The sequence below is a fragment of the Lelliottia sp. 7254-16 genome, assembly GCF_002922995.1.
Classification (GTDB): Bacteria; Pseudomonadota; Gammaproteobacteria; order Enterobacterales; family Enterobacteriaceae; genus Enterobacter; species Enterobacter jeotgali.
The window spans coordinates 253177-266795 of the sequence record NZ_PQVS01000004.1 but is presented as its reverse complement, the minus strand read 5'-3'; the positions used below and the strand labels follow the sequence as shown (position 1 = coordinate 266795).

Sequence of the window (13619 nt, the reverse complement as noted above, 5' to 3'; positions counted from 1 at the left end):
CTTGATTAAGAATTTGGGCCGTTACGCGCTCGTTACCGCTTTTGCGCTGTTCCTGTCGGGGTGTATCAACCGTACTGAACAGCAACCCGCGCCCGTTGATGAGGTTAAACCCGGCACTGAACAGCCGGTGACGCCAACGGAACCTGTCCCGACGGTGCCATCCGTTCCAACGATTCCTGAACAACCGGGGCCGATTGAACATCCTGATCAAACGGCACAACCGACGCCGCGCGTGCGCCACTATGACTGGAACGGTGCCATGCAGCCGATGGTCGGCAAAATGCTGCAGGCTCAGGGTGTCACCGCAGGCAGCGTGCTGCTGGTGGATAGCGTAAACAATCGCACTAACGGCTCGCTGAATGCCGGTGAAGCCACGGAAACGCTGCGCAATGCGCTGGCGAATAATGGCAAATTTACGCTGGTTTCCGTGCAGCAGCTGTCAGTCGCCAAGCAGCAGCTGGGTCTGTCACCGCAGGACAGCCTGGGCTCGCGCAGCAAGGCTATCGGCATTGCCCGCAACGTCGGGGCGCAATACGTGCTGTATTCCAACGCCACAGGTAACGTCAATACGCCAACCCTGCAAATGCAGCTGATGTTGGTCCAGACCGGTGAGATTATTTGGTCAGGTAAAGGTGCCGTTACACAACAATAACGCCACGCGCGAAGCCATTATTTCGCGCTATTTTCCGCAATATCGCTTCATCGCGCCGCAAGCCCACGCCGGGTTTAGCGGCGCGAGTTGCATTATTGAGCACGGCGATCGCCGTCTGGTTTTACGCCAGCATCACGATGCGAGTGGGCCAGCCTTCGCTTTTCGCCGTCAGTACCATGTCCTGAAACGCCTTCCCGCAAATCTGGTTCCGAAACCGCACTTCTTTCATCATGGCTGGATGGCGGTGGAGTATCTTGTGGGCGAGATCAAATGCGAGCTTCCCGATACCCAAACGCTGGCGGGCATGCTGTATTATCTGCATCAGCAATCTCGCCTGGGATGGCGCATCGCAATCTTACCGCTGCTTGACGATTACTGGCAGCGGGCGGCGCCTTCCAGACGATCGCCATTCTGGCTCGCCACGCTCAAACGCCTGCATCAGCGCGGTGAACCGCAGCCCCTGCGCCTGGTGCCGTTGCATATGGACGTTCATGCCGGAAATATCGTGCACACCCCAACGGGAGAACGGCTGATCGACTGGGAGTACGCAGGCGATGGCGACGTGGCGCTGGAACTGGCGGCGGTCTGGATGCCGTCAGAAAACGCCCGGCGGGCTTTGGTTCAGGCCTATGCCAAAACGGCGAACATGGACGCGTATCAACTGCAACAGCAGGTACAGCGCTGGCGGCCCTGGGTTTTGATGATGATGGCCGGATGGTTCGAATTGCGCTTTCAGCAATCGGCGGACAAACAATTTATTGCGCTGGCAGATGACGTCTGGCGTCAGTTACAAACTAAAGGATAAGAGAGGTTCGTGTGGGTCCAGTAATGTTGGATGTCGAAGGGTATGAACTGGATGCGGAAGAGCGCGATATTCTGGCGCATCCGCTGGTGGGGGGGCTGATTCTGTTTACCCGCAACTATCACGATCCCGCGCAGTTGCGCGAGTTGGTCCGCCAGATTCGTGCGGCGTCCCGCAACCGTCTGGTGGTTGCGGTCGATCAGGAAGGCGGACGCGTGCAGCGTTTTCGCGAGGGCTTCACCCGTCTGCCGGCGGCACAATCTTTTGCTGCGCTGCTGGGTACAGAACAGGGCGGCAAAATGGCGCAGGACGCGGGCTGGCTGATGGCGAGCGAAATGATCGCGATGGATATTGATATCAGCTTTGCCCCGGTGCTGGATGTTGGGCACATCAGCGCCGCAATTGGCGAGCGCTCTTACCACGAAGATCCGCAGATTGCGCTTACGATGGCGACGCGTTTTATCGACGGTATGCACGACGCAGGAATGAAAACCACCGGGAAACATTTCCCTGGACACGGCGCGGTCACAGCGGACTCCCACAAAGAGACGCCGCGCGATCCGCGTTCTGAAGCCGATATTCGAGCTAAAGATATGTCGGTGTTCCGCTCGCTGATTACCGATAACAAACTCGATGCCATCATGCCCGCGCATGTTATCTATAGCGATGTTGACCCACGTCCGGCCAGCGGTTCCCCGCACTGGCTCAAAACTGTGCTGCGCCAGGAGCTGGGCTTTAACGGCGTGATTTTCTCCGACGATTTGTCGATGGAAGGAGCGGCGATTATGGGCAGCTACGCCGAGCGCGGTCAGGCGTCACTGGATGCAGGTTGCGATATGATCCTGGTCTGCAATAATCGTAAAGGGGCGGTTAGCGTGTTAGATAACCTGTCGCCGATCAATGCTGAACGTGTTACACAATTGTATCATAAAGGTTCATTTAGCCGTCAGGAGCTGATGAGTTCGGCTCGCTGGAAGACAGTGAACGCAGAGCTGGAAGCACTCAATGAGCGCTGGCAGGCACACAAAGCGGGCCAATAAACCCCTCTCGGAAGGCGTCGTGTGGTGAGGAAACAATGATCATTTATTTGCACGGTTTTGATTCGAACAGTCCAGGTAACCATGAGAAAGTGCTGCAGCTGCAGTTCATCGACCCGGACGTGCGGCTGATTAGCTACAGCACGCGCCATCCGAAGCATGATATGGCGCATCTGCTCAAAGAAGTGGACAAAATGCTTCAGCTCAACGTTGACGATCGCCCGCTGATTTGCGGCGTGGGTCTCGGCGGCTACTGGGCAGAGCGAATCGGTTTTCTCTGCGATATTCGCCAGGTGGTTTTCAATCCTAATTTGTTCCCTGATGAGAACATGGAAGGCAAGATTGACCGCCCGGAAGAGTACACCGATATCGCCACTAAATGCGTGAGCAATTTCCGCGAAAAGAACCGCGACCGCTGCATGGCGATCCTCTCCCGTCACGACGAGGCGCTGGATAATCTCCGCGCGGCAGAACTGCTGCATCATTACTATGAAATTGTCTGGGACGAAGAACAGACCCACAAATTCAAAAATATCTCCCCGCATCTACAGCGCATCAAAGCCTTTAAAACCCTGGGTTAATCCCCTCTGACTGACTCAAAGCCCGGCCACGTAAGCGTGCCGGGCTTTGTCTTTGCTACAATTGAACAATTTTCAATCATCAAAACTTGATTCATATCAATTTTGGTATGACCAATGCGCCTTGCGTGTTATTCTCAATACCGTTGAATGGTTTCAGTGCTGTAACCTGTTGTTAATTAAGGGTTATTATCATAACTTTTAATTAACAATTGGTTAATAATTTAGGGGGTCACATTGACTACGCCATTGAAAAAGATAGTGATTGTAGGCGGCGGTGCCGGTGGGCTGGAGCTGGCTACGCAACTCGGCAAGAAGCTGGGACGTGGCAAGAAAGCCAAAATTACGCTGGTCGATCGCAACCACAGCCATCTGTGGAAACCGCTGCTGCATGAAGTCGCCACCGGTTCTCTGGATGAAGGTGTCGATGCCCTGAGCTATCTGGCGCACGCGCGTAATCATGATTTCCAGTTCCAGTTGGGTTCGGTGATGGATATCAACCGCGAAAGCAAAACCATTACCCTGGCAGAGCTGCGCGATGAAAAAGGCGAGCTGTTGGTCCCTGAGCGTAAACTGCCGTACGACACGCTGGTCATGGCGTTGGGCAGTACCTCAAACGACTTCAACACCCCAGGCGTGAAAGAAAACTGCATCTTCCTGGATAACCCGCATCAGGCGCGTCGTTTCCACCAGGAAATGCTGAACCTGTTCCTGAAATACTCCAACAACCTCGGTGCCAGCGGCAAAGTGAACATCGCGATTGTCGGCGGCGGGGCGACGGGCGTGGAGCTTTCTGCGGAACTGCACAACGCGGTAAAACAGCTGCACAGCTACGGCTACAAAGGGCTGACCAACGAAGCGCTGAACGTGACGCTGGTCGAAGCGGGCGAGCGCATTCTGCCTGCACTGCCACCACGCATTTCCGGTGCTGCGCACAACGAGCTGACCAAAATGGGCGTGCGTGTTCTGACCCAAACTATGGTCACCAGCGCTGATGAAGGCGGTCTGCACACCAAAGGCGGCGAGTATATTCAGGCTGACCTGATGGTCTGGGCGGCTGGCATCAAAGCGCCTGATTTCATGAAAGAGATCGGCGGGCTGGAAACTAACCGCATTAACCAGCTGGTGGTCGAGCCGACGCTGCAAACTACGCGCGATCCGAACATTTTCGCCATCGGTGACTGCGCATCTTGTGCACGTCCTGAAGGCGGATTTGTCCCTCCTCGCGCGCAGGCCGCGCACCAGATGGCAAGCCTGGCGCTGCACAACATTCTGGCGCAGACCAAAGGCAAAGCGATGAAGTCTTACGTTTATAAAGACCACGGCTCGCTGGTGTCTCTGTCTAACTTCTCCACCGTAGGCAGCCTGATGGGTAACCTGATGCGCGGCTCAATGATGGTCGAAGGGCGTATCGCGCGCTTCGTCTATATCTCGCTGTACCGTATGCACCAGGTCGCGCTGCACGGCTATTTCAAAACCGGCCTGATGATGCTGGTGGGCAGTATCAACCGCGTCATCCGTCCGCGCCTCAAACTGCACTGATCCTTCAGTCCCTCCGGGCCTCCGGAGGGATTTTTAGCATTTCCTGCTGACAATATCCGTCAGGGTGCTTAAGAGTTCTCTGAAACGCGCTGGTTTTCATTTCACTCCTCTCTTTTTGAGCGTTATTCCGATAGTCGACTCTTGTCTTTGATTGCAAAATTGTTACCAATAGCAACAAAGGAGGAAGTCCCGTGAATAAATCTATGTTGGCGGGTATAGGGATTGGCGTAGCTGCGGCGCTGGGCGTGGCAGCAGTGGCCAGTCTGAACGTGTTTGAACGCGGCCCGCAGTACGCACAAGTTGTTTCAGCCACACCGATTAAAGAATCGGTGAAAACCCCTCGTCAGGAGTGCCGCAATGTCGCGGTGACCCATCGTCGTCCGGTGCAGGATGAAAACCGCATCGCAGGCTCCGTGCTGGGGGCGGTCGCGGGTGGCGTAATCGGTCATCAGTTTGGCGGCGGACGCGGGAAAGATGTCGCGACCGTGGTCGGCGCACTGGGTGGCGGCTACGCCGGTAACCAGGTCCAGGGCGCGATGCAGGACGGCGATACCTACACCACCACGCAGCAGCGCTGCAAAACCGTGTATGACAAATCAGAAAAAATGCTCGGCTACGATGTGACCTACAAAATTGGCGATCAGCAGGGCAAAATCCGCATGGATAAAGATCCGGGTACCCAGATCCCTCTGGATAGCAACGGTCAGCTGGTTCTGAATAACAAGGTGTAAAAAAAGCGGTATTTTTGAATTTGGCTCCTCAAACGCTCAGGCTGAGGAGCCTTTTTTTCGCCTGTCAGAAGGTCAGGGCGTAGTTCAGACCGAAGGTCCGTCCGCGGCCTTTATACTCGTACAGCGCCGCATTGCCGTAGGTTGGGCTGTAGAGCAGCGGAGCACGCTGTCCCCAGACGGTGGTGTACTCTTTATCGAGCAGGTTTTCGACGCTAAACGTCAGTTTGCCCAGTGGGAGCTGATAGCTGCCGATAAAATCAACGGTATTGTAGCCATCGATTTTATTGCCCGACGCATCGCTCAGATCGAATGCCTGCTGGGTTTGCAGACGCAACGCCCACGGTTCTGGCGCCCAGCCGACGTAGGCGGTGGCTTTGGATGGCGACGCCTGCGTCACGTCCCATTTCTCCCAGGAACCGTTGGTTTTAATCTCGGATTTCAGGACGTTGAAGTTCCCGCCTAAACTCCAGTCGCTATCAGGAATAAAGTAATCCACCGCCCCTTCGACGCCGTAAATCCGGCGCTTTTGCGGATTCACATCAATAGTCATATCGGCACGATTGATATCAATAGATTTATCCGACAGCGAGTAATACGCCGCAATCTGGGTGCGCAGCTGATCGCCGGTGAAGCGCCAGCCCAGCTCGTAGGAGTCTACTTTGATGCCTTCGAGTTTTGCATCATTCGGATTCACGCTTTTACCGAGCGCCAGATGGCCTTGTGCATCCACTGGTTTATAAGCACCGTTGCCGTAATACTTCCCTGGGTCCGGTAATTCAACGCCCTGGGAGAAGTTAAACCACACCTGCTGGCGCTCGGTAAGGTGCGCCAGAATACCCGCGTTAAAGAGGAAATTATCGTAATCGGTTTTGCCGCCTGGAATCGCGTCGGCGGAGAGCGCATCACCTTTGGCGATTGTTTGCTGCTCTTTATAGCCGATGAAATCGTCGACGCGGTTTTCCGTCCACTGATAACGCACGCCGCCGCTGAGGGTGAACACGTCATTAATGTCGTAGCTGTTTTGCAGGAACGGCGCGAAGTTAGTAATGCTGTAGCCCGGATAGCGGCCCGTGCTGTAAGCCGACTGGTTGTTCATGCCGCCAGAAGGAACGGAATTGGCCAGATCGAAGAACATCTGATTGGAATCGAAGGTTTCATGGTCAGCATCAATACCCCAGGTGAGCTGCCAGCCGTCGAGCGGTGTGCTGTTCAGCGTCAGCTTGGCGCCATACTGGTCGGTATTTTGCTCGGAAGCGGAGAAGCTGGAGATTTGCCCTTTAGCTACCGTCGGGAAAGGATAAAAACGCAGAGATTCATCGCGATAATAGATCTGCCCGACCAGTTCCTGCCCCCAGAAATCGGTGTCGGAATATTGCAGGCTAACCAGATGACGCTCGGTGCCAGGGATACGGTCAGAGCTAAAGCCGCTGGAGGTACGAGCCGTGCCATTGCCGGTGACGGCGCTCATATTCTTGTCCAGATACAACCCGTAATCATCGTCACCCTGGCTTTTGTAATACTGCGTGACCAGCTGTAGCTGACGGGTTTCGTCAATTTCAATCGTACCGGTGCCCATCACGTCCAGACGATCCGAATGCTGCAATCCGGTCTGGGTATTGTCGAAGGTGAGTGCATCACCGTTACCGTCGTACCAACCGCCAAAGCGCTGATAGGCTACGGACAGGCGGCCCGAGGCGTGATCGTTGCCACCGCTGACGGCGGCAGCCACGCGCTCATCGCGGTCATCACTGTTGTTAAAGCCGCTTTTACCGCCCAGTTCCAGGTCGACCTGGGTTTCCGGCTGGCCTTTTTTGGTGACGATATTAATCAGGCCGCCGGTACTGCCGCCGCCATACAGTGAAGTGGAACCGGAAATAACTTCAATGTGCTCGACGTTAAACGGGTCAATAGAATCCAGCTGGCGGCTGTCGGTACGCGACGAGTTCAATCGCACGCCGTCGATCAGCACCACAATCGCGCGGCCACGCATGTTCATTCCGTAGTTGGTGCGCCCCTGGCTGCTGACGTCCATGCCAGGAATCAGTTGGCCAAGAATATCCTTGAACTCTTTCCCGCCCTGAACCTGTTGTTCAATCTCCTGGCCTTCGATAATCCACGTCGTCTGAGCCATTTCGGCGACGGTGCGATGGCTACGGTTGGCGCTTACAATCAGATTGTCTTCGTTTTTTTGTTCTGCATACAGCGGCATCGCGATGGCCAGCAGAACAGGGTTGAGCACCCAGAGGCTCTTCTTCATCATCATTCCTTGTTGAGCTTTTGCTCTTTGTTTTCGGCAGGTCAAATTACACATTCGAAACATTGTGAAATAAATGTAAACACGAATAGTGCCGAGAAAGAGTCTCATTATCAACCCGCTGAATTAAGAGGGTTTACAGGATAAGAATTTGAAAAGGAGGGGGAGAGGACAAGAAAAAGGGCGGTGACCCGCCCTGATAATCAGAGTTTGAGCAGCTCAGGCCAAAGGCGCAGGGTGGTGCGGGAGATACTTTGCAATTTTTCCAGGCTTGCGCCTTCGCGCGCGCTGATCGACATCCCCTGAAGCACACAGCTTAAAAATTGTGTGAGTTCGAGGGGATCGCAATGCGCCGGGATCTCACCGCGTTCTTGTCGCTGGCGCAGAAACGCGCCCAACGTCTCTTCCTGCATCGCATGGCGCGATTTCACGGTATTGGCGATATCTTTCGACGCGGCGGCAAGCGTGGCGGAAGTGTTAATCATGAAACAGCCCGCTGGCGTGTCTTTGCTGGTAAAGCAGGCCGAGATGGCCGCGAAGTAATCCTGCAATGCTTGCTCAACGCTTTTCTCTTCGCAAAACAGCTGAGCTTCGTGTTTGGCCGCGAAACGCGTGATGTAGCGATCGAGCACTGCGCGGAACAGGCCTTCTTTATTGGTGAATTCTGCATACAGCGTCGGGGCTTTAGCGCCCGTCGCTTCGACCAGGTCGGAGAGCGAGGTGGCTTCATACCCATGCTGCCAGAATAGTGTCATGGCCTTATCGAGCGCCGCATCCCTGTCGAACACTTTCGGTCGGCCACGGCTTTTTTTTACGCAACTCGTGACGTCGGTTGTCATTTGCCGTTGTACCTGTGTTGGTTTGTTGAATGATCATTATAAAAATTATAGCCACCCGCGACCAGCACTGATTTCACAAAAATAAATTAATCATATGGGTATGAAAAATAAGAGGTTTAAAATTAATTTAATGGTCATTATAAAATTATGTTGACGTGTGACCTGGATCACATCTATCATTTAACTATCGATCGTTAAGTAAATAACTAACGACCTCCCAAATTCATCTGTTAAAGGCTAATAATCATGAAAACTATCAACACCCTTATCGCTACTGCTGTACTGAGTTCACTGTCATTCGCAAGCTTCGCGGCTGTAGAAGTGCAGTCCACCCCGGCTGACCAGCATAAAGTCGGTACTATCTCTGCAAATGCAGGTACCAACCTGGGTTCACTGGAAGACCAGTTAGCACAGAAAGCAGAAGAAATGGGCGCGAAATCATTCCGCATCACTTCTGTAACCGGTCCGAACAACCTTCACGGTACCGCTGTTATCTACAAATAAGCCTGGCGTAACCCTCATATATGCCACTGCTATAAAAAAGGCCCTGCTGAAAAGCAGGGCCTTTTTTCGTTCTATCTTTTCTTAAAGCGCCTGTTGCCCTACATCGTGATGCGGTGTGACATCCACCGGCATTCCCGAGCGAACGTCCATCGCTTTTTCCATCACTGCGCTATCTGCACGGGCCTTGAAGGTCTGCATCGCGGCGTTAAGCGTAATCGGCAGCGTTTGTGGATCATCGCCAATGTTCTTCGACAGCGGCTGGTGAATCTCCACCAGACGTCTCCCGCCCGGCTCTTCAGACACTTTGATCGGTGTGTTGATAATATTGACCTTGGTTCCTGGTGTTATCACGCGGAACAGCGTCTCGATATCCCCGTCGCGCAGGCGAATACAGCCAGAACTCACGCGCATCCCGATACCAAAATCAGCGTTGGTGCCATGCAGCAAATAGACGCCACCGTAAGCGGCGAGGCGAATGGCGTGATGACCCATTGGGTTATCCGGACCCGCCGGAACCACGGCAGGCAGATCAATCCCCTGGGCTTTATAGCGCGCACGAATATTGGCCGTCGGCGTCCAGGTTGGGTTGGCGCGTTTATCCGAAACGGTGGTCACCATCGTCGGCGTCAGGGTGTCGCCGCCCAACTGACCAATCCCGATGGGATAAACCGTCACTTCACTTTTACCCGGCGGGTAATAATAGAGGCGCAATTCGGCGAGGTTAATCACCAGGCCTTCGCGCGGTGCATCAGGCAGCAGCGTTTGCAGCGGGATGGTCAGGACGCTGCCGGGGCGCGGTACGTACGGGTCGACACCAGGGTTGGCCTGTAACAATGCCAGGAAGCCGACGTTGTATTTTTTGGCAATCGCCTCCAGCGAACCGCCATCATTTTCCACCACGTGGAAGCGGTTCTCGCCTACCAGACGGCTTCCGGCTGGGGGCAGAGGCCAGGTATTAGCCCGCGCGGGCAGGGCGATCGCGACGGTTGCCGCGAGAGCAAAAAGGGTTATCCAGCGAGTAAAACGCAGAGTCATCATCACCAATATCCACAATAATATTCAGGTTATTGTTATGTAAAAGTTAATTGCTGATTATGACCAACAGGCGTGTCGGGAAACGCAGGGGAAGTGCAAAGAGTTTGTAAATATTGCCCCGGCAGACGTCACGCAGCCGGGGCAGACAGCAAGATTACGCCGCCGCGTTCTCTTCTAGTTGACGCATAAAGTTTCGCACCCACTCCATGCGCGTTTTACGATCGCTCAGTTCCTGCATGAACTTCAGACGCGTTGGACCATCGAGGCGGAAATGCTGCGGCTGTTTTTGCAACAAACCAATAAGCCAGATCGGATCGACGTGATTTTTCTCCGCAAATTCAATCACACCGCCCTTATCGTTGCCTTCGAGCTTACGAATCCCCAGCTTCTGCGCCAGCTGGCGCAGGCGTGCAATATCGAGCAGGTTACGCGCCGCATCTGGCAGCAGGCCAAAACGATCAATTAGCTCGACTTTTAGCTCCTCCAGCTCGGTTTCTTTTTTGGCGCTGGCGATGCGCTTATAGAACGACAGGCGCGTGTTCACATCCGGGATGAAATCATCCGGCAGCAGGGCAGGCATACGCAGTTCCACCTCTGTTTGCTGGCTAGTAAGATCCTCCAGGGACGGTTCACGGCCTTCTTTCAGCGCATCGACGGCATTTTCCAGCAGCTCCATATACAGCGAGAAACCGATGGTTTCCATCGAACCACTTTGATCTTCGCCGAGCAGTTCACCGGCACCTCGGATCTCAAGGTCGTGCGTCGCCAGCGCGAAACCAGCGCCCAGATCTTCCAGGGAGGCGATTGCTTCCAGACGTTTTTGCGCGTCAGTGGTCATCGCTTTTGGATGCGGTGTCAGCAGCCAGGCGTAGGCCTGATGGTGAGAACGCCCGACGCGCCCGCGCAGTTGGTGAAGCTGTGCCAGACCGAAGTGATCGGCCCGTTCGATGATGATGGTATTCGCCGTCGGAATGTCGATCCCGGTTTCGATAATCGTGGTGCAGACCAGCACGTTGAAACGCTGGTGGTGGAAATCGTTCATCACCCGCTCCAGCTCGCGCTCGCGCATCTGGCCGTGACCGATGGCAATGCGGGCTTCGGGCACCAGCTCCGCCAGCTTATCTGCCGCTTTCTGGATATTTTCAACGTCGTTGTAGAGGTAGTAAACCTGGCCGCCGCGCAGCACTTCACGCAGGATCGCCTCGCGCACCACCAGGCTGTCGTATTCACGCACAAAGGTTTTCACCGCCAGACGACGGGCAGGTGGCGTGGCAATAATCGACAGATCGCGCATCCCGCTCATCGCCATATTCAGCGTACGCGGAATCGGGGTGGCGGTGAGCGTCAGGATATCCACATCCGCGCGCATCGCTTTAATACGCTCTTTGTGACGCACGCCGAAGCGGTGTTCTTCATCGACAATCAACAGGCCTAAATCTTTCCACTTCACATCGCTTTGCAGCAGCTTGTGGGTGCCGATCAGAATATCTATTTTGCCTTCGCTTGCCTGCTCCAGAATCTGCGTCTGCTCTTTGGCACTGCGAAAACGCGACAGCATCTCAATGCGCACCGGCCAGTTGGCGAAGCGGTCGCGGAAGTTGTCATAGTGCTGCTGGGCCAGCAGCGTGGTCGGCACCAGCACCGCGACCTGTTTATTGTTTTCCACGGCCAGGAAGGTGGCGCGCATCGCCACTTCGGTTTTGCCGAAGCCAACGTCACCGCACACCAGGCGATCCATCGCCAGCGGCTGACACATATCGCTGAGTACGGCGTTAATGGCCTGGGCCTGATCCGGCGTGGTTTCAAACGGGAAGCTGTCACAGAACAGCTGATATTGTTCTTTATCGTGCTTAAAGGCGTAGCCCGTTTTCGCCGCGCGCTGGGCATAAATATCCAGCAGCTCGGCGGCGACATCACGCACTTTTTCAGCGGCTTTCTGGCGCGCGCGCGTCCAGGCATCACTGCCCAGTTTATGCAGCGGGGCGCTCTCTTCCGCGCCACCGGCGTAGCGGCTGATCAAATGCAGAGAAGACACCGGTACGTAGAGTTTTGCGTCACCGAGATAGGTAATTATCAGGTATTCCGCCGTAATGCCGCCCGCTTCGAGGGTGGTCATTCCCGCATATCGCCCAACGCCATGTTCCAGATGGACAATGGGCTGGCCGACGTGCAGTTCGGCCAGGTTACGGATCAGCGTATCCGGATTAATAGTCCGACGATTGTCCTGACGACGTCGTGCCACACGTTCGCCGAGCAGATCGCTTTCGCAAATCAGCGCCCGGTTATTCAGGGTATCGATAAATCCGTGTTCGGCTGAGCCGATCATCAGATAGCGCCCATTATCAGCGGCTTCATCGAGGCGCAAAATGCGTTTTGGCGACACTTTGATGCGGGCCAGCAGTTCACCCAGTGCTTCGCGGCGGCCTTCACTCTCGACCGAGAAAATCACCGGGCCGGTGAAGTTTTCAAGAAACTTGCGCAGATTATCCAGCGGCGATTTTTGCTGCGCCTGAACGGAGAGGTCCGGCAGTGTCTTAAACGCCAGGTTAGTGTTGGCGGCTTTGCCCGGCAGATTTTCTGTTTTGAGCTGAACGCGCGGCCATTTTTTCAGTTCTGAAAACAGCTCATCGGTACGTAGCCAAAGCTGCTCTGGCGGGAGCAGTGGGCGCATCGGGTCGACACCACGATTCTCAAAACGGGCGCGGGTTTCACTCTCAAACCGGGTGGCGCTGGCCTCCAGATCGCCGGTATTGACGATCAGCGTTTTGGCCGGGAAATAGCTGAACAACGCCGGGAGCGGCTCGCTGAAGAACAGTGGCTGCCAGTATTCAATCCCCGCAGGCAGCGTACCTTTGCTGACCTGCTGATAAATGTGTTCGGCATCGCGCTTCACATCGAACTTATCGTGCCACTGGCTGCGGAAAAGCTCGATGGCGGTTTTGTCGGTCGGGAATTCGTGTGCTGGCAGTAAATTAATCGCTTCAACCTCTTCCAGCGTGCGCTGGGTGTCGGGGTCAAAGACGCGCAGACTGTCGATTTCATCATCGAAGAAATCCAGGCGATACGGCTGATCGCTGCCCATCGGGTAGAGATCCAGCAGTGCGCCGCGCGTGGCGTATTCGCCGTGCTCCATCACCTGATCTACGTGACGATAGCCCGCGCTGTCGAGCTGCGCACGCAGCGCATCGCGCGACAGGCGCTGGCCTTTTTTCATCACCAGCGCATGACCGTTCAGGAAGCTGTGCGGGCAAACTCGCTGCATCAAAGTGTTGACCGGAACGATCAGCACGCCGCGCTGCATTGACGGCAGTTGATAGAGCGTTGAAAGGCGCGAGGAGATGATCTCCTGATGCGGGGAAAAACTGTCGTAGGGCAGCGTTTCCCAGTCAGCCAGGTTGAACACCAGGCTGTCGGTAAACTGGCGGATCTCGTCGTGCAAACGGAGCGCATTTTGCATATCGGGGGCCACGAGGACCACCGGTCCAGAGTGACGCTCAACGATCTCTGCCACCAGCGTGGCGCAGGCAGCGCCCGTCAGTTCGCCTAGCTGGCGCTGGTCGCCCGCTTTGTTGGGCAGGGAATAACGGTATTGTTCAGGCATGGCTTTGTCAGAGTCTCTTATGAGTTTTGGGACATATCACTGAT

Annotated in this window: 11 protein-coding genes; 7 read left to right on the top strand and 4 right to left on the bottom strand. The window is 55.0% G+C overall.

Translation table 11 applies throughout. The features are described 5' to 3' along the window. The first annotated feature begins 1 nt into the window (after window position 1). The 6 genes from lpoB (at window position 2) to C3708_RS08205 (ending at window position 5342) form a co-directional block, all read left to right on the top strand. Window positions 2–652, top strand: coding sequence for a penicillin-binding protein activator LpoB (gene lpoB / locus C3708_RS08230; RefSeq protein WP_217450018.1), 651 nt, complete (start codon window positions 2–4; stop codon window positions 650–652). Then, window positions 633–1457: a thiamine kinase gene (gene thiK / locus C3708_RS08225; protein ID WP_103948629.1), complete on the top strand. Its 825-nt coding sequence runs from the start codon at window positions 633–635 to the stop codon at window positions 1455–1457. Before lpoB ends, thiK begins: the two co-directional genes overlap by 20 nt. Window positions 1458–1468: 11 nt before the next feature. Continuing rightward, window positions 1469–2494, top strand: coding sequence for a beta-N-acetylhexosaminidase (gene nagZ, locus C3708_RS08220; RefSeq protein ID WP_103948628.1), 1026 nt, complete (start codon window positions 1469–1471; stop codon window positions 2492–2494). A 35-nt stretch (window positions 2495–2529) separates the two neighbouring features. Next, window positions 2530–3072, top strand: a complete 543-nt coding sequence (gene ycfP / locus C3708_RS08215; protein WP_095281607.1) for an alpha/beta hydrolase YcfP — start codon at window positions 2530–2532, stop codon at window positions 3070–3072. Window positions 3073–3306: 234 nt separating this feature from the next. After that, window positions 3307–4611 carry an NAD(P)/FAD-dependent oxidoreductase gene (locus C3708_RS08210; protein WP_095281608.1) on the top strand — a complete coding sequence of 435 codons (1305 nt, stop codon included), beginning with the start codon at window positions 3307–3309 and terminating at the stop codon, window positions 4609–4611. 191 nt (window positions 4612–4802) lie between these two features. Further along, a complete protein-coding gene (locus C3708_RS08205; RefSeq protein WP_095281609.1) occupies window positions 4803–5342 on the top strand; it encodes a glycine zipper 2TM domain-containing protein in 540 nt (179 codons plus the stop codon). 64 nt (window positions 5343–5406) lie between these two features. Here the strand turns inward: C3708_RS08205 and C3708_RS08200 are convergent, their stop codons facing one another. Together C3708_RS08200 and comR are read right to left on the bottom strand one after the other, a co-directional pair. Beyond that, the gene (locus tag C3708_RS08200) at window positions 5407–7599 is read right to left on the bottom strand and encodes a TonB-dependent siderophore receptor (RefSeq protein ID WP_103948627.1); all 2193 of its coding nucleotides are present in this window, start codon (window positions 7597–7599) and stop codon (window positions 5407–5409) included. Window positions 7600–7799: 200 nt separating this feature from the next. Next, window positions 7800–8435 (bottom strand): TetR family copper-responsive transcriptional repressor ComR, encoded by a 636-nt coding sequence (gene comR, locus C3708_RS08195; RefSeq protein ID WP_095281611.1) that lies wholly within the window; start codon window positions 8433–8435, stop codon window positions 7800–7802. Between the two features lie 246 nt (window positions 8436–8681). Between comR and bhsA the strand changes: the two genes are divergently transcribed. After that, complete coding sequence (gene bhsA, locus C3708_RS08190) at window positions 8682–8939, top strand: multiple stress resistance protein BhsA (protein ID WP_103948626.1); 258 nt, start codon at window positions 8682–8684, stop codon at window positions 8937–8939. 81 nt (window positions 8940–9020) lie between these two features. Here bhsA and C3708_RS08185 read toward each other — a convergent pair whose 3' ends face one another. After that, window positions 9021–9980, bottom strand: coding sequence for a L,D-transpeptidase family protein (locus C3708_RS08185; protein WP_103948625.1), 960 nt, complete (start codon window positions 9978–9980; stop codon window positions 9021–9023). 148 nt (window positions 9981–10128) lie between these two features. Continuing rightward, a complete protein-coding gene (mfd, locus tag C3708_RS08180) occupies window positions 10129–13575 on the bottom strand; it encodes a transcription-repair coupling factor (RefSeq protein ID WP_103948624.1) in 3447 nt (1148 codons plus the stop codon). Between the last annotated feature and the right edge of the window lie 44 nt (window positions 13576–13619).